The following is a 15,866-nucleotide window of genomic DNA, read 5'->3' on the forward strand; positions in this document are numbered from 1 at the left end:
CACACTCGCTTGCCTACCCTACCGCTGAGACCTGAGAGCAACCAACCGTGGTGACCGGATTCTCCAATGTCGGGACGAACGTCCCATGCTCCGGAATACGGAACCCGGTGAGCAGGTACGGATCAGCGGCGAGCCGGCGCGACCGGCACGGCGGCGGACTTCGCGAGCACCGCCGCGCGCGCCAGTTCCGCCGCGCCGATCATGCCCGCGGCCTCACCCAATTGGGCGGTGCGGATACGGGCCAGGCGGCGGTGGCGGGCGCCGGTGATGGAACCGGCGTAGTGCTCGCGGGCCTCGTCGAGGAACAGCGGGGCCGAACTGCTGACGCCGCCGGCCACCACGATCAGGTCCGGGTCGAAGATGTCGCTCACGAAGGCCAGGCCCAGGCCGAGCCAGCGCGCGAAGTCCGCCATCACCTCGAGGGCGACCGGGTCGCCGTCCTGGGCCGCGCCCGCCACCCGGCGACCGGTCAGCGAGCCCGGGTCCCGGCCCGCCTCGCGCGCCAGCACCGTGGAACGCTGCGGGTCGGTGGCCAGCAGTTCCAGGGCGGTGTCCACCAGAGCGGTTCCGCTGCAATACCGTTCCCAGCAGCCACGCTTGCCGCACGCGCAGGCCCGGCCGTTCGGGACGACCTGCAGATGCCCGAGTTCCGGTGCGACGCCGTAGCTTCCGCGATACAGCTGGCCGTTGATCAAGAGAGCCGCGCCGATCCCGGTGCCGATGGCCACCAGCACCACATTGCGCCCGCCCGCCGCCGCGCCGAACCGGTACTCCGCCCACAGCGCGGCATTGGCGTCGTGCTCCAGGATCACCGGCAGGCCGAGCCGATCGGTGAGCCGCTGCGCGACCGGGGCGTCCTCCCACGGCAGATGCGGGGCGAAACGCACGGTGGCGCGGTCCTCGTCGACGAAACCCGCCACCGCCAGCCCGACCGCGCCGATGGCGTGGCGGCCGCGCAGTTCGTGCACCGCGCGGGCCAGGCCGTCCTCCAGGGCGCGCGCCGAATGCGGGGTCGGCGCGGTGACGGTGTCGAGGACTTCGCCCGCACCGTCCACCACCGACGCCCGAATATTGGTGCCGCCCACATCGATACCCACGGTCAACGGCACATCCACACCGCCCGTCATGCCTTGATGGTTATGTCGATGGGCACATACTTGCCGCGTGTCGGCCGCCGCCCGGTCTGCGCGGCGCGGCCGGGCGCGGAGGCTTCACGACCGGACGGTCCCGCGGCGGGCCCGCCCGCGTCAGCCGATCGGCCGGGGTCGTCGGCGGGGCGCGCCACCGGCGGCCCGAACGGTTGCGCCGCGGGCCCGACCCGATCGTCCGCACCGTTCGCGGCGCGAAAGCCCGTGCCCGACACCGGGTCCGGGTCCTCGGGTCGGCGCGCGGCACCGGGGCCCGGCCCCATCGGTTCGTCGGACTGGTCGTCGTTGTGGGGGGCCCGGACGCGAGCCGCGGCACGACCCTGCGCGCCCGCGACGAAGCGCGCGAACACCGCCGCGAGGTTCGCGGCCGCGCCGTGGTGGCCGGCGGATTCGGCTGCGCTCGCCGTGGACTCGGATCCCTCGCCCGGCCCGTCCTTCTCGTCGTGTTCGCCGCGGGCGTTCGCGTAGGCGTCGGCGAACGGCCGATCGCCTGCGCCGGACCCGGTTCCGGCCCCGTGCGAATACCGATGCCAGGCTTGATATTCCGGCGATTCCGGATCCAGATCCGGCGGGATCACCGGGTCCACCGGCACCCCCGCGAGCGCCTCGCGCAGCACGGTCACGATGGCGGTGCCGTGTTCGGCGATGGCGGCCACCACGTCGTGGTGCTCGCCGCGCACGATCGCGGCGGCCGCGCACACCGGGCACCAACTGCAACTGGACCATTCGGTGCGCCCGTCGGAGGCGGTGCGGCGCAGCACCGGTTCCACGCGTTCGAGCAGGGCTTCGGCGAGCAGCCGTAGCTCCTCGGCGAATTCGCCGAGGTTCTCGTCCGGTTGGCCGGGGCGCGGGTGGTGCGTGGTCGTCATTTCGGCCAGACCTGCGGGTCGGGCCGGAAGCGGATCACCAGGTGGTCGCCGTCGAGTTCGGCGGCGTCGACCGTGCACCGCCGCAATACCGGGGCCAGCCGCAATCGCCGCCGGACCCCGTCCGCTCCCACGATCAAATCGTCCTCCACTCGTCCCAGCCGCAGCGTCGACGCATCGACCACCGGCAGATGCATGCGCATCGCGAACACCGAAGCCACCCCCGCCCCGGACTCGAGCCTGACCACCGGTTCGGCGGCGACGGGCGGCGCCCCGTCCGCATCTGTGCCAAGCATAGGGACCGGACGCCATCCCACCCAGTTACCACTCGCGTCCACCGCGTAGGACAGTGCGGCCAGCGAGCCCAACCCCACCGGTTCGGTCCCGGCATGCCCCACCACCTGCACCGGAACCTCGCGCAGCCGCTTGCGCAGTTCGGTCACCACGTCGAGTTGCTCACCGCGCCGGTTGAAGTACCACTGCACGGCCGGATGCGGCGGCGCGGCCGGATGCGGCCCCGGCATCTCCGGCAGCACCTTGTTGACCAGCACCGCGTCCAGGCGCAGGCCCAGCAGGGCGGCGGCCGAGCGCACCCGCGCCGATTCGGCCACCGCCACCTGTTCTGCGACGGTCACCAGGCGCGCGCCGGTGCGGGTCCGATCCGCCAGCAGGTCACGGGCTTCGGTCACCGCCTCCACGATCTGCTCGACGGTCACCGCCAGCACCGCCTTGCGGAAGTCGGCGCCGATGGCCTCCATGGTGCGAGAGTGCGCGGGCCACACCCGTTCCAGGTAGCCGAGCAGGGTGTCGGGGGCGGTGACGATGCGCAGCATGTCCGCCGAGGGCGGGCAGTCCAGCACGATCACGTCCCACCGCTTGTCCTTGGCGAACTGCGTGATCTCCAGCAGCGCCAGCAGTTCCTGCACCCCGGGCAGCCCGGTGAGTTCGGCGGGATCCAGTGCGCCCAGATCGAATCCGTGCTCGTGCCCGGCGCCGGAGGCCATCATCAGCACCTGCCGGAACCGATCCTCCAGCAGCGCCAGCGAATCCACCTCGATGACATCGAGGGTCGGCGCGGCGGCGGACCCGACCACCGGCAGCCCCGGATCGGTGGCCTCGGGGTCGCTCGCGAGATCCGGTGCGGCCGTGGCGAACACGGGCAGCGGCACGCTGGCCACCGCCGGTTTCGCGCCGTGCCGCAGCCGGTAGCCGAGCGCGTCGCCCAGGGAGTGCGCCTGATCGAGGGAGGCCAGCAGCACCCGCCGCCCGGTCCGCGCGTAGGCGATCGCGGTCGCGCAGGCGAGGGTGGTCTTTCCGACGCCGCCCTTGCCGATGAACAGCTCGACTCGGGCGGCGGGGCGGGTCGGGCGTTCGGTACCGCCGGCGGTCAGCCTTCGACCCGTTTCTTGAGTTCCTTGAGGGCGGTGTCGGTGATGACCTTCTCCGCCTTGCGTTTGAACATGCCGATCATCGGGATGTTCAGGTCGACGGTCAGCTCGTAGACCACCTGGGTGGTGCCGTCGGGCAGGGCGATCAGTTCGTAGGTGCCGTCCTGCGCCTTCTGCAGTTCCCCGGCGACCAGGCTCCAGCTGACCGCGCGGCCGTCGGGCCGCCAGGTGTAGGCCAGTGTGTAGGTGTCCTTGACGACCCCGGCGTCCAGCACGAAGCGCGCGGTGCGGGCCCGGCCGTCGGGTAGTTTGTCGAGGACCTCGACCGAGCGGGCCGCGGAGACCCATTCCGGATACGACTCCAGGTCGGCGATGACGGCCATCACTCGGTCCGAGGGGGCGTCGATCACGATCGACCGCTGAGTTCGATCGGCCATGGGCGGCAACGCTTCCTTTCTAGTGAGCGGCCGCGGGCGCGACCCCGGCCTTGCGCCCCGCCTCCAGGCGGGCCTTGATCTCGAACGACATGACCTTGCCCGCCACCCGGCGGGTGCGGTTGAGCGCCAGCAGGTCACGCCCGGACATACCGGCGACGCCGCCGCGCGGTTCGGCGTGCATGAAGTAATGCATGAGGACGCCGTCCAGCATCGGCTCGAGCCAGAGTTCCATGGTGCCCTCGGCGCCCCCGCTGACGGTCCACCGGATTCCCTTGTCGCCCCGATCTTCCCGCACGTCCAATTGCAGGTCCGGCCACCACTGACGCCAGCGCCCGCGATCAGCCAAGATCTCGGCGACGGCCTCGCCCGGCGCGGCGATGAAAGTCATATCGGCAACCTGGATACTGCTCACAGTGCTTATCTTGCCCTACGCTTCGCTCCGGGCGGGTTCGCGGCCCCGAAGTCTCGATTCTTCCCTCCTCCGCTCCTCCGCTTCGCTCCCCCGCTCCGTCAGTCCAGAATCGAGACGGCCGCGAACCTTCTGGTGCGGCCTCAGCGCCCAGTACCCATCGCTGCATGGTTCGGGTCCAGCAGCTGCTGTAGTCGCTGACCCATCAGGTCCCAGCGCCACTGCTGCTGCACCCAGGCGCGGCCCGCCGCGCCCATGGCGGCCGCCGCGTCGCGGTCGGAGAGGATGTCGACGATGGCGTCGGCGAGCGACTCCAGCTTGCGGCCGTTGACCACCCGGCCGGTCTCGCCCTCACGCACGGTCTCGGGCGCACCGCCCGAATTGCCCGCGATCACCGGCACTCCCGTGGCCGAGGCCTCCAGGAACACGATGCCCAGACCCTCGACGTCCAGGCCGGCGCCCCGGGTCCGGCAGGGCATGGCGAACACGTCGGCGATGGTGTGGTGGGCGGCCAGCTCCTGCGACGGCACCCGGCCGGTGAACACCACACTGTCGGAAACGCCCAGGGCCGCGACCAGTTCGCGCAGCTTCTGCTCGTACGGTCCGCCGCCCGCGATCACCAGCACCGCGCCCTTGACCCGCTTGCGGATGTCGGGCATGGCCGCGATCAGCGCATCCTGGCCCTTGCGCGGCACCAGCCGCGACAGGCACAGGATGGTCGGCCGGTCCCCCAGCCCATAGCGCGCCCGCAGTTCGGCACGCGCGGCCGGATCCGGCTTGAACACCTCGGCATCCACGGCGGGCGGCAGGTATTCGAGCGCCGACTGCGCCCCGAACGCCGCCGCGAACCGCCGCCGCGTGTACTTGCTGACATAGGTGACGACATCGGTGTGATCGCCGATGACGCGCAGCGCCTGCCGCGCGCCGGGCAGCATCGACCAGCCCACCTCGTGGCCGTGGGTGGAGGCGAGAATCCGTTCGGCCCCGGCCTTGCGCAACACCGGAGACATCAGCGCCAGCGGCGCCGCCGCCCCGAACCACACCCGGTCGCACTGCTCGTCGCGTAGGAGTTTCCTGGCCCGGCGCGCGACCAGCGGCGTCGGCAGCATCAGTGTCGTGGGATGCCGCACCACCTGGAACGGCTGCTGCGCGTCGAACTTCCAGTGGCTGTCGCCCTTCCAGCGCGGCGCGTACACCACCAGCTCGTCGGCGGGCAGCTGCAGGGCGAGCGCGTGCAGATACGACTGAATCCCGCCGGGTCGCGGCGGGAAATCATTGGTAACCAGCAGAGTTCGCCCCATGCCACAAACCTACTGCACCCGCGGATCAGGCGGCTTTACGCGCCCTCGGTCGTACGGCTGGTGAGCCAGGCACGCCACTGGCCGACCAGGTCGGCAGAGGTCGTGCCGAGCGAGTCGCGCAGCACGGCTTCCACGGCGGCCCGGTCCTTCGGCCCGGAAGCCAGCTGCCGGTACAGCTCGACCAGGGTCTGATCGCCGTAGCGGTCGGCGATGAAAGCGCAGGCGGACCAGCCCTGTTCGTAGGCGAGCGAGGCCTTGCCGCTGGACGGTTCGAACATCGCGTCGGCGGGGAGATCGGCGGGCAGGTCGCCGGCGCGGGCGCGGGCGGTGAGGGTCGGGGCGATCTGGGCGATCGGGTGGCGCATGCCGCGGTGCGCCGAATACTCGGCGAAACCCTCGAGCATCCACATCGGCGAACCGTCGACGGTCACCGCACGGCTGGCCATGTGGGTGAGTTCGTGACGCAGCACCGAGCGCAGGCCGTCCGCGCCCAGCCGGCGTCCGGCGTCGGGCCCGAAAACCACGCGCTGCCCGGTCAATTGCGTACCGGGCCGGTACGGGTCGGCGATGGTGGAGGCGGCGACCTCGGCGGGCACGTCACCGGTGGCGCGGGTCAGCGCCGCGAATTCCGAAGGACTGGAGGCGACCACCACGACCGGCGCCCGATTCCAGTCCTGACCCCACAGCGCGGAGACCGCCGCGGTGGATGCCGCGAGTTCGCTCGCCAGCACATCGAGATCGGCGCGCTGGCCCGGATGGCCGAGCACGATGCCGGTTCGGCCCGATCCGGTCGGCACCGGTTCGGCGACCACCTTCCCGTAGGCGTCCATGGACCGCTTCACCAGCGGCACCTGCGGATCGGTGGCCTGGCTCGCGTCCTGGCCCGGCACCACGGCGCGCAGCGTCGGCAGCACCGAGTTCGGCAGCATGAGCAGCGCGCCGCACGCGGCGGTCAGGGCGCTGACCATGACCAGGGTGAGCACGAACTGGAACCGCCGTTTCGCCGACAGCCAGCCGCGGACCTGCCGCAGAGCGCTCATCGCCGCCTCTCGTTCAGTATCGACGAGCCGAATGGAACGGTGTCGAACCCAGCGGCGCGACCTGGACGGGAACGCCGAAAGTCGAAGCGTGCAGCATCAAACCGTTGCCGGCGTAGATGCCCACATGCGAGATGTCCGAGTAGAAGAAGACCACATCACCGGGCTGCAGGTCCTTCTGGTCGACCGGCGTGCCGTATCCGGCTTGCTGCTGCGAGGTGCGCGGCACGCTCTTGCCGACCTGATGGAAGGCCCACTGCACCAGGCCGGAGCAGTCGAACTGGTCCGGTCCGGTGGCGCCCCAGACGTACGGATCGCCGACGCGGGTCAGGCCCGCGGCCAGCGCGCTGGTGCCCGAGCCCGGGACCAAGCCCTTGAGCAGGCTGTCACGATCGAAGCCGGGCGGGAACATGGAGCCTGCCAGCGCGGACTTGTCACCGGCCGAGAGCTGGCCCCACGCGGCGATGACCTGGGCCATCGAGCCTTGCAGCGCAGCGCGTTTGGCCTCCAGGTCCGTACGGACCCGGTCGGCGGCGGCGCTGGCGGCGCGCGCGGAGTCGGCGGCGGCGCGGGCGCCGGATTCGGCGGTGGCGGCCGCGGCGGTGGCCTTCTGATACTGGGCCAGTTGATCATTGGTGCGCGCGCCCACCAGGTCCACGATCGACATCTGGTCGAGCAGCTGCTGCGGCGAATTGCTGACCAATAGCGAGGTGATCCGGTTGGTGCGGCTGCCGAGCAGCGCGGAGGTCGCGGCGCGTTCGATGACCGGTTGGTAGCGGCGGATTTCGGCCTTGGCGGCGTCCAGCGTGGCGGCCGCGTCGGCGGCGCGCTGGTCGGCGGCGTCCGCGGTGGCGGACTTGGCGTCGAGATCGGCCTGGGCGTCGAGCGCCTGCTGATTCATCTGCTCGGACTGCCGGGAGAGATCGATGAGCTTCTGCACCGCGTCCCCGGCGGAGGCCGGTGCGGCCACCGGATCGGCTCCGGCGAAGCCGTAGCCGCCGTAGGTGCCGACCATGAGAGCCCCGACCGTGAAGGCTCCTCCTACCAGTCGCCTGGTCCGCTCACTGTGTGTCCGCTGATGTCGCTGCTGCGCTGCCACCGCTGGTGTCGTCCCGTTCTCTTACCCCGAGCCGGTCAGAAGGTCTCGGTAAGATTACGAAACGGCGACCGCTTGTGTCCAGCAGGCCACGGAAGCATTACGGTCGCCGTTTCCCCCGCGGGTCGTCCGCCCGCGGTCGGCTGGGGGACGAATCCCCCGGTAGGGCCAGGGATCAGATACGCGTGGCGCCCGAGAACGGCATCGACGAGATCGGGGCGACCTTGACGGGCTGACCGGAGGTCGACGCGTGCACGACATTGCCGTCGCCGATGTAGATGCCGGAGTGGCCGCCGCCGTAGAACGACACCACGTCGCCCGGCTCGAGGGCGTCGTAGGAGACCGGGCTGCCCGCGCCGGCCTGCTCGTAGCTGGTGCGCGGCAGGCTGACACCGGCCTGCGCGTAGGACCACTGCACCAGACCCGAGCAGTCGAAGGCGTTCGGGCCCGCGGCACCGTACACGTAGGGGTCGCCGATGCGGCTCATGGCGGCGTCGACCGCGGCCTGACGGACGCTGCGCTGCGGACCCGGAGCCGGGACACCCGGAACGTTGATGCCGGGCAGGGCCGGGATGGTGATCGGCAGGGACTCGGGCAGGCCCGGGATCCCGGCGGGAAGCTGGATGGCGTCGGGCACGTCGATGGTTCCGACGGGGGTGTTGACCGGCTGGGCCGACGCGGGCGTGGCGGGCAGCAGCAGCGCGCTCAGCGTGGCAGCGCCGACGGCACCGGCCGCGGCGGCGCGACGCGCAGTGCGCTGCATGCCCCGGACCTGTCGCTTGACGGTGGTGGTCGCCATGGTGAGGTACTTCCAATCTGCCCCGCGACGCCGCACCCGGTGGTGCGTCGGACTCCGCGAGGTCTCAGGAAGATTACGAGGACATAACGGTGCTTTGTAAAGCCAAGGCCGCCGGCGCGTGACTCAAAATTGTTGCGCACTCGCATTTCGGTGCGACAAACGTCACAACAATCACGAAACGATAACAGCGGCCATTTTTCTGAGAGCGTCCTGAGAGCTACCCGCCGGTAGCAAGCGCCCGCCCAAGGCGCCTCCGACCTTGGCGAATTCCGTATAACTCCAGGTCAGAGCCGTGGTCCGCGACCTGGGGGATTCCCGGACCGACATCCGGCGCGCCCGGGCGCGGGGCACCGGGCCAGCACCCGCCCCGCGCGAGTCCGAACCAACCGCCCTCCCCAACAAAATTGATCCATTTTGCGAATAACTGTGACCCTGGCCACAAAGCTGCATATTCGCTCAATTCGGGGATTTCATCTCGAGAATCGCCATCCCATATTCGATCATTTCCCCAGGTGGCCTCGAAAGATCAACTTCGGGCGGAGTTGTCGGACCCTGCGCCTAGGCTTGCCCCTCGTGTCCGGACAGCTGGCCTTCGATGAGCTCGAAACCCCGCTCTATGACACAACGTTCGTGGTCGTGGACCTGGAGACCACCGGAACCAGCCCCGAGGGCGACTCGATCACCGAGATCGGCGCGGTCAAGGTGCGCGGCGGTGAGGTGCTCGGCGAGTTCGCGACCCTGGTCAATCCCGGCTGCGCCATCCCGCCACAGATCGTGCAGATCACCGGCATCACGACCGCCATGGTGATCGACGCGCCCCGGATCGAGCAGGTGCTGCCCGGATTCCTGGAGTTCGCGCGCGGCGCGGTGCTGGTCGCCCACAACGCCCGCTTCGATCTGGGTTTCCTGAAGGCCGCCGCCGCCAAGTGTGCATTGCCCTGGCCCGCCTTCCAGCACGTGTGCACCGTCCAGCTGGCCCGCCGCGTGCTGCCCAAGGACGAGGCGCCCTCGGCCAAGCTCTGGTACCTGGCCCAGCTGCTCGGCGCGGAGACCCGGCCGACGCACCGCGCCCTCGACGACGCCAAGGCGACGGTGGACGTGCTGCACGCGCTCATCGCCCGGGTCGGCAATCAGGGCGTGCACAGTCTCACCGAGCTGCTCGACTATCTCCCCGAGGTGACCCGCCGTCAGCGCGCGAAACGCGTGATGGCCGCGGACCTTCCGGCGACCCCGGGCGTGTACCTGTTCCGCGGCCCCTCCGACGAAGTCCTCTATATAGGGACGGCGGTGAATCTGCGCCGCCGCGTCCGCAACTACTTCACCGGCTCCGACACCCGCCCGCGCATGCGCGAGATGGTGCAGCTGGCCACCCGCGTCGATCATGTCGAATGCGCGCACGGCCTGGAGGCGGGCGTGCGCGAGCTGCGACTGCTGATCGCCCACACTCCGCCCTACAACCGGCGCTCGAAGTTCCCGCAACGCGCGTGGTGGCTGACCCTCACCGACGAACCCTTCCCCCGCTTCGCCGTCTCGCGCACCCCGACCCGGGATGCGCTGGGCCCGTTCACCTCCCGCACCGACGCCCAGGAGATCGCGGCCACCCTCGCCGAGCAGTCGGGCCTGCGCACGTGCACCACCCGCATCCCGCGGACGGGCCGCCACGATTGCCAGCCCGCCATCGTCGGCGGTTGCCCCGCAGCCGCCGAAAACAGCCCCCTCTATATAGAGGAGTACGAACCGGCGCCCACCGCCGTCCGCGCCCTGTTCACCGGGGTGGACGACGCCCTGCTGCACACCATCGCCGCGAGACTCGAAACACTCTCCACCGCAGAACATTTCGAGGCGGCGGCCCGCCTCCGGGACCGCACGGTCGCGGTGGTCCGCGCCCTGCGCCGCACCCAGCGCCTCACCGCCCTGGCCGCCATCCCCGAACTGATTGCCGCCCACCCCGACGGCGCCGGCGGCTGGCAGTTCGCGATCATCCGCCACGCCCGCCTGGCCGCCGCGGGCACCGCGGTCCGCGGCATCTCCCCGATGGCCGTCGTCGACCGCCTCGCGGCCGCCGCCGAAACCGTCCTCCCCCAACCCCTCCCGGACTCCGGCGGCACCCCCGCCTTCCCCCCCCTGCGCGGCGCCCTCCCCGAGGAGGCGGGCCTGCTGGTCCGGTGGCTCGAACAGCCCGGCACCCGCATCGTCCGCACCACCGACGGGTACGGCGAACCCCGCCTCGGCGCGGGCCCCTGGCTCGCCTGGGCCGACCGCGCCGAGGCCGCGCGCTCGACCCTCGACCCAGCGGACTGACGGGCCGCCGCACCCCATCGCTGCCAGAATGGCGTGATGTACCTGCCCGACGCCGAGCGCTGGAACCACAACATCGAGTACCACCCGCTGCTGGCCGACGCGGTCTCCGGCGCCGAGAACGTCCTGGATGTCGGTTGCGGGGAAGGCATGCTGGCCAGGCGAATCCGCCGCGCGGGCGCGACGGTCACCGGCATCGACCCCGATCCCGCGAGCATCGCCCTGGCCCGGGAGCAGTCCCCGGACGAGGACATCACCTACCTCGAGGCCGACTTCCTCACCCGCCCCTTCCCGCCGGAGTCCTTCGACGGCATCGTCTCCGTCGCCGCCCTGCATCACATGGACACCGTCGAGGCCCTCACCCGCATGCGGACCCTGCTCCGCCCCGGCGGCACCCTGGCCGTCATCGGCATGGCCCGCAGCACTTTCCCCGCCGATCTCCCCTGGGAGGCGGCAGCCCTCCTCACCAGCATCAAAGACCGTCTCTTCCGAGCCCAATGGGCCCACCCCTCCCCCGTCGTCTGGCCCCCACCCCAGACCTACCCCGAAACCCGCCGCACCGCGGCCGAACTCCTCCCCGGCGTCCGCTACCGCCGCCACCTGCTGTGGCGCTTCTCCCTGATCTGGACCAAGCCCGACCCCACTGCAGCCGACTCCACAACCTGACGATGCGAATACTCACCAACGATCCGGCGACACATCGGGATTCGCGCTACGCCTGTTCCAGCACGTCGAACGGGATCGTCGCCTCGACCGGATCATCGAGCAGCAGGACGCGGCGGTGGACGTCGTGGGCACGGTACCGGCGACCGGACCAGTCGAGGCGGTACTCCTCGATTTCCTCGATCCGCTCTTCCTTCTGGTCCAGTCGGACGATCAGGTAGCGGGGGACGCCCGCGATGGCGTATTGGATCCGCTTGTCGGTGATGTCGGCATCGATCGTCGATTCGGAGGTCACTTCGACGATGAGCAGGATGTGGTCCCCGACGGTATTGACGTTGTATGGCTCGCAGTCTCGGATCCAGATATCGGGGTACCGAATGTTCAGGCGGCGATCGGCGGCGGCCGAATCGCTGTCGGCGAAGCGAGCGGCGACATCGGAATCCACCACCATGCACGGCCCTCCGGGACGGCGGGCGGCCTCGAGCAGCCCAGCCAGTCGTCGTACCACCCGGCTGTGGAGCGGGCTCTGCGCCATCATCTGAACAACGCGCCCGTCCACGATCTCGATGTCACCGAGTTCGGCGGTCGCTCCGTCGTCGAACTCCTCGGCTGTCACGCGCTGGGCGTCTTGCTCGTCGGGAGCGCTCATGCCGACCATCATTGCAGCTCGGCTGGTGCCTGGCCAGGAACGGGGAAGGCCCCGAGTCGAATTCGACTCGGGGCCTTCCCTGGTGACGATCCGATCAGTGATCGGTCTGCTTACCGGAGGCGGCGTTCTGGGCCGCTTCCAGCACGGAGAGCATCTTGTGCTCTTCCTCGTGGGCGATGGCGACGTTCTCCGCCTGCTCCGACGCGGGGTCGGGGCGCATGAACGAGCCGGTGCCGGGCTTGCCGGCGGAACCGAGCTTGACCATCTTCTTGGGCACCGGGGCGCCCTGGTACTCCAGCGGGATCGGGTGGCCGTGCGAGTCGACCGGGCCGAGGGGCTGGTGGACCTCGATGTACTCACCGTGCGGCAGCCGCTTGAGGACACCGGTCTCGATGCCGTGCTCGAGCACCGCGCGGTCGGACCGCTGCAGGCCGATGCAGAAGCGGTAGGCCAGGAAGTACGCCAGCGGCGGGGCCAGCAGCAGCGCGATGCGGAAGAACCAGGTGGTGGCGTTCAGCGAGATGTCGAACTTCAGCGACAGGATGTCGTTGACACACGCCAGGGTCAGCACCATGTAGAACGTGATGGCCATGGCGCCGATGGCGGTGCGGACCGGCACGTCGCGCGGACGCTGCAGCAGGTTGTGGCGGGCGGTGTCGCCGGTGAGGCGCTTCTCGATCCACGGGTAGGCGATCAGCACGGTGAACACCAGGCCCATGATGAGGGCGACCCAGAACGGCGCCGGGATCGTGTAGCGACCCAGGTACAGCTCCCACGGCGGCATGAGACGCGCCATGCCGTCGGTCCACATCATGTAGAAGTCCGGCTGCGAACCCGCGGAGACCTGAGACGGGTTGTAGGGACCCAGGTTCCAGATCGGGTTGATCTGGAAGACGCCACCCATGATGGCGACGACGCCCAGGGTGAAGGCGAAGAACGCGCCCTGGTCGGCGGCGAACACCGGGATGATGCGGGCGCCGACGACGTTCTTCTCGGTGCGGCCCGGTCCGGGGAACTGGGTGTGCTTCTGGTACCAGACCAGCGCGACGTGCGCGGCGATGAGCGCCAGGATGATGCCCGGCAGCAGCAGCACGTGCGCGATGTACAGACGCGGGATGATGATGGTGCCCGGGAAGTCACCGCCGAAGATCAGCCAGTGCATCCAGGTGCCGATCACCGGCACGCCCATGGTGATACCACCGAAGGCGGCGCGCAGACCGGTGCCCGACAGCAGGTCGTCGGGGATCGAGTAGCCGAAGAAGCCCTCGAACATGGCCAGGATGAGCAGCAGCGAGCCGATCACCCAGTTGGCCTCACGCGGCTTGCGGAACGCGCCGGTGAAGAAGATGCGGAACAGGTGGATGATGATCGACGCCGCGAACAGCAGCGCCGCCCAGTGGTGCACCTGGCGCACGAACAGACCGCCGCGCACCTCGAAGGAGATGTTCAGCGCGGTCTCGTAGGCCCGCGACATGGTGACACCGCGCAGGGGCTGGTAGGCGCCCTGGTACACGGTCTCCGACATGGACGGGTCGAAGTACAGCGTCAGGTAGATACCCGACAGCAGCAGGATGATGAACGCGTACAGCGCGATCTCACCGAGCAGGAACGACCAGTGGGTCGGGAAGACCTTGTTGATCGATCGCTTGGCGAACGCGGCCAGCCGGTAGCGCTCGTCCATTTCGTTGGCCTGAACGGCCACTTTGCTAGGGCTCATGAACGACGCTCCCAGTAGGCCGGGCCGAGCGGCTCGATGAAGTCGCCGGCGGCGACCAGGTAGCCATCGGCATTGACGGTGATCGGCAGCTGCGGCAGCGCGCGGGCGGCAGGACCGAAGACCGGCTTACCCCATTCGGTCGCCGAGAACTGCGACTGGTGGCACGGGCACAGGATCCGGTTGGTCTGCTGCTCGAACAGCGAGGTGGGGCAGCCGAGGTGGGTGCAGATCTTCGAGTAGGCGAAGTAGTCGCCGTAGTTGAAGCTCTCCTGGCCCTTGCGCTTGATCGCGGTCTGGGCGTCGTGCGGACGCAGACGGATCAGCATGACCGCGTTGCGGATGCCGCGCAGCGACTGCAGGGTCGCGTGCTCGTCACCGCGCCAGGATTCCTTCCAGGGGAAGACGGTTTCCATGGCGCCGCCGTCGAGGTCCTCCGGCTTGACGAGGACGATGTCCTCGGGGCGGCCGGTGTCGCGACGCAGGTAGACGGTCTCGCCCGGGTAGTCCGGGGTCCAGCCCGAGACCCACAGCGGCGACTTGTCGCGCTTGGCCCACGGGTTCTTGATCATGCCGCCGACGAAGACGAACAGCGCGCCGACGCCGACCAGGCCCGCGCCCAGACCCGCGGTGCGGGTGATGAGCTTGCGGCGGCCCAGGGTCGAGGTGTCGGCGGCGTCCTGCAGCTGCGCGACCAGGGTGCGCCGGTCGACCTCCGAGGAGGCGCCGTCGTGGCGGTCCTGGATGGAGATCTCGGCGGGGATGAAGTGCTTGCGGATGAGCACGACCGCGATGCCGATGGCCAGCACGGCGATGCCGAGGGTGAGGCCGTACAGCGGGGTGGTCAGCGTGTACATCGCGTTGCCGTCCTGGTTGCGGCCCTTGTACTCCCAGGGCCAGAACAGGAAGACACCGATCAGCGCGGCACCCGCGAGCGCGGAGATGCCGAACCACAGGGCGACGCGGCGCTCGGCGCGCTTCTCGGCGCGCGTGCCCTCGACCGGCCAGCGGGGGGCGCGGTAGGCGACGTCGACGCCGTCGAGCTCGGTGCCGAGCTTGACCAGCTCGTCACGCGACATGGCGTCGAGCTGCTCATCGGTGGGTTCGGTGGGGTTGTCCCCCATGGTGTTTCGCTCCTGTTCGCTCATGACCGGGAACCGATCCACATCGCGGAGCCGACCAGGACCACGATGCCGACGACCCAGATGGCCAGGCCCTCGGTCGCGGGACCGAAGCCGCCGAGGCCGTAGCCGCCCTCGGACGGGGTCTCCATGCGGTCCTTGATGTAGGCGACGATGTCCTTCTTCTCGTCCGGCGTCAGCTGCCGGTCGGAGAACTTGGGCATGTTCTGCGGGCCGGTCAGCATGGCCAGGTAGATCTGCTGCTCACTGGCTTCTTCCAGCGGCGGCGCGAACTTGCCGGAGGACAGCGCGCCACCCTTGCCGGTGAAGTTGTGGCAGGACGCGCAGTTCATGCGGAACAGCTCGCCACCGCGGCCGAGGTCGCGGCCCTCGATGAGGGATTCCTGGGCGATCTCGCCGTTGGCGTCGCGCACGACGGTGGGGCCGCCACCGTTGGCCTGGACGTAGGCGCTGATCGCGTCGGTCTGGTGCGCGTCGAACTTCGCCGGCTTGCGCACGATCTGCGCCTCGTTGCGGGCGGCGGGCATGCGGCCGGAGGAGACCTGGAAGTAGACCGCGGCCTCACCGACGCCGATCAGGCTCGGGCCGCGATCCTGGACGCCCTGCAGGTTGACACCGTGGCAGGTGACGCAGGAGGTGTCGTAGATCTGCTTGCCCTCGCGGATCAGCGCGGACTGATCCTCGTGCGCGGTCGCCACCTGAGCCTGCGGGGTCAGGGCCGATGCCGCGAAGCCGGCTCCGACGAGGCCCATCAGGAGGACCAGACCGCCGGCCAGCTTCCGGCGAATGCGGCGCTGCTTGCGGGTCTTGGTGGCCTGGCCGATCCCCTCGGGATCTGGCGCTGACGGGGGAGATGAACTCATCTGTGTCCCTTTGGAGTAGACGGAACCGACTTGTACAAGTTTGTGGTTGCCGGGGC

Annotated in this window: 15 protein-coding genes; 2 read left to right on the forward strand and 13 right to left on the reverse strand. The window is 70.0% G+C overall.

Annotated elements, in window-relative coordinates; translation table 11 throughout:
- Nucleotides 1-122 precede the first annotated feature (122 nt).
- The 9 genes from ACQPYY_RS23855 to ACQPYY_RS23895 form a co-directional block, all read right to left on the reverse strand.
- Nucleotides 123-1,127 carry an ROK family glucokinase gene (locus tag ACQPYY_RS23855; RefSeq protein WP_433591049.1) on the reverse strand — a complete coding sequence of 335 codons (1,005 nt, stop codon included), beginning with the start codon at nucleotides 1,125-1,127 and terminating at the stop codon, nucleotides 123-125.
- The gene (locus tag ACQPYY_RS23860; protein ID WP_433591050.1) at nucleotides 1,124-2,017 is read right to left on the reverse strand and encodes a hypothetical protein; all 894 of its coding nucleotides are present in this window, start codon (nucleotides 2,015-2,017) and stop codon (nucleotides 1,124-1,126) included. Before ACQPYY_RS23860 ends, ACQPYY_RS23855 begins: the two co-directional genes overlap by 4 nt.
- On the reverse strand, nucleotides 2,014-3,405 hold the full coding sequence (locus ACQPYY_RS23865) for an ArsA family ATPase (RefSeq protein ID WP_379106668.1): 1,392 nt from the start codon (nucleotides 3,403-3,405) through the stop codon (nucleotides 2,014-2,016). The genes ACQPYY_RS23860 and ACQPYY_RS23865 overlap by 4 nt, the downstream gene beginning before the upstream one ends.
- On the reverse strand, nucleotides 3,402-3,839 hold the full coding sequence (locus tag ACQPYY_RS23870; protein WP_357286651.1) for an SRPBCC family protein: 438 nt from the start codon (nucleotides 3,837-3,839) through the stop codon (nucleotides 3,402-3,404). Before ACQPYY_RS23870 ends, ACQPYY_RS23865 begins: the two co-directional genes overlap by 4 nt.
- 19 nt (nucleotides 3,840-3,858) lie before the next feature.
- Nucleotides 3,859-4,251, reverse strand: coding sequence for a polyketide cyclase / dehydrase and lipid transport (locus tag ACQPYY_RS23875; RefSeq protein ID WP_357094963.1), 393 nt, complete (start codon nucleotides 4,249-4,251; stop codon nucleotides 3,859-3,861).
- Between the two features lie 140 nt (nucleotides 4,252-4,391).
- Complete coding sequence (locus ACQPYY_RS23880) at nucleotides 4,392-5,549, reverse strand: glycosyltransferase family 4 protein (RefSeq protein ID WP_433591051.1); 1,158 nt, start codon at nucleotides 5,547-5,549, stop codon at nucleotides 4,392-4,394.
- Nucleotides 5,550-5,584: 35 nt separating this feature from the next.
- Nucleotides 5,585-6,589 (reverse strand): peptidase MA family metallohydrolase, encoded by a 1,005-nt coding sequence (locus ACQPYY_RS23885; RefSeq protein ID WP_433591052.1) that lies wholly within the window; start codon nucleotides 6,587-6,589, stop codon nucleotides 5,585-5,587.
- 13 nt (nucleotides 6,590-6,602) lie between these two features.
- Nucleotides 6,603-7,601, reverse strand: a complete 999-nt coding sequence (locus tag ACQPYY_RS23890; protein ID WP_379106520.1) for an NlpC/P60 family protein — start codon at nucleotides 7,599-7,601, stop codon at nucleotides 6,603-6,605.
- Between the two features lie 256 nt (nucleotides 7,602-7,857).
- On the reverse strand, nucleotides 7,858-8,481 hold the full coding sequence (locus ACQPYY_RS23895) for a C40 family peptidase (protein ID WP_433591053.1): 624 nt from the start codon (nucleotides 8,479-8,481) through the stop codon (nucleotides 7,858-7,860).
- Between the two features lie 573 nt (nucleotides 8,482-9,054).
- Here ACQPYY_RS23895 and ACQPYY_RS23900 point away from each other — a divergent pair.
- Nucleotides 9,055-10,782, forward strand: coding sequence for a DEDD exonuclease domain-containing protein (locus ACQPYY_RS23900; protein ID WP_433591054.1), 1,728 nt, complete (start codon nucleotides 9,055-9,057; stop codon nucleotides 10,780-10,782).
- 36 nt (nucleotides 10,783-10,818) lie between these two features.
- On the forward strand, nucleotides 10,819-11,445 hold the full coding sequence (locus ACQPYY_RS23905) for a class I SAM-dependent methyltransferase (RefSeq protein ID WP_433591055.1): 627 nt from the start codon (nucleotides 10,819-10,821) through the stop codon (nucleotides 11,443-11,445).
- A gap of 46 nt (nucleotides 11,446-11,491) precedes the next feature.
- On the opposite strand, the gene ACQPYY_RS23910 is transcribed toward ACQPYY_RS23905, so the two are convergent.
- From ACQPYY_RS23910 to qcrC, 4 genes are all read right to left on the reverse strand, one after another.
- Nucleotides 11,492-12,091: a Uma2 family endonuclease gene (locus tag ACQPYY_RS23910; RefSeq protein WP_433591056.1), complete on the reverse strand. Its 600-nt coding sequence runs from the start codon at nucleotides 12,089-12,091 to the stop codon at nucleotides 11,492-11,494.
- A 94-nt stretch (nucleotides 12,092-12,185) separates the two neighbouring features.
- Nucleotides 12,186-13,808 (reverse strand): cytochrome bc1 complex cytochrome b subunit, encoded by a 1,623-nt coding sequence (gene qcrB, locus ACQPYY_RS23915; RefSeq protein ID WP_433591057.1) that lies wholly within the window; start codon nucleotides 13,806-13,808, stop codon nucleotides 12,186-12,188.
- Nucleotides 13,805-14,953, reverse strand: coding sequence for a cytochrome bc1 complex Rieske iron-sulfur subunit (gene qcrA, locus ACQPYY_RS23920; RefSeq protein ID WP_433591058.1), 1,149 nt, complete (start codon nucleotides 14,951-14,953; stop codon nucleotides 13,805-13,807). The genes qcrB and qcrA overlap by 4 nt, the downstream gene beginning before the upstream one ends.
- Nucleotides 14,950-15,810 (reverse strand): cytochrome bc1 complex diheme cytochrome c subunit, encoded by an 861-nt coding sequence (gene qcrC, locus ACQPYY_RS23925; protein ID WP_357286623.1) that lies wholly within the window; start codon nucleotides 15,808-15,810, stop codon nucleotides 14,950-14,952. Before qcrC ends, qcrA begins: the two co-directional genes overlap by 4 nt.
- Nucleotides 15,811-15,866: the final 56 nt, after the last annotated feature.

Source organism: Nocardia sp. CA-145437 (assembly GCF_050956485.1).
GTDB lineage: Bacteria > Actinomycetota > Actinomycetes > Mycobacteriales > Mycobacteriaceae > Nocardia.

Coding starts and splice junctions, on each gene's coding strand:
- ACQPYY_RS23855 (WP_433591049.1), bottom strand. CDS start 1,127: ATGACGGGCGGTGTGGATGTGCCGTTGACCGTGGGTATCGATGTGGGC.
- ACQPYY_RS23860 (WP_433591050.1), bottom strand. CDS start 2,017: ATGACGACCACGCACCACCCGCGCCCCGGCCAACCGGACGAGAACCTC.
- ACQPYY_RS23870 (WP_357286651.1), bottom strand. CDS start 3,839: ATGGCCGATCGAACTCAGCGGTCGATCGTGATCGACGCCCCCTCGGAC.
- ACQPYY_RS23880 (WP_433591051.1), bottom strand. CDS start 5,549: ATGGGGCGAACTCTGCTGGTTACCAATGATTTCCCGCCGCGACCCGGC.
- ACQPYY_RS23885 (WP_433591052.1), bottom strand. CDS start 6,589: ATGAGCGCTCTGCGGCAGGTCCGCGGCTGGCTGTCGGCGAAACGGCGG.
- ACQPYY_RS23890 (WP_379106520.1), bottom strand. CDS start 7,601: ATGGTCGGCACCTACGGCGGCTACGGCTTCGCCGGAGCCGATCCGGTG.
- ACQPYY_RS23895 (WP_433591053.1), bottom strand. CDS start 8,481: ATGGCGACCACCACCGTCAAGCGACAGGTCCGGGGCATGCAGCGCACT.
- ACQPYY_RS23905 (WP_433591055.1), top strand. CDS start 10,819: ATGTACCTGCCCGACGCCGAGCGCTGGAACCACAACATCGAGTACCAC.
- ACQPYY_RS23910 (WP_433591056.1), bottom strand. CDS start 12,091: ATGAGCGCTCCCGACGAGCAAGACGCCCAGCGCGTGACAGCCGAGGAG.
- qcrB (WP_433591057.1), bottom strand. CDS start 13,808: ATGAGCCCTAGCAAAGTGGCCGTTCAGGCCAACGAAATGGACGAGCGC.
- qcrA (WP_433591058.1), bottom strand. CDS start 14,953: ATGAGCGAACAGGAGCGAAACACCATGGGGGACAACCCCACCGAACCC.
- qcrC (WP_357286623.1), bottom strand. CDS start 15,810: ATGAGTTCATCTCCCCCGTCAGCGCCAGATCCCGAGGGGATCGGCCAG.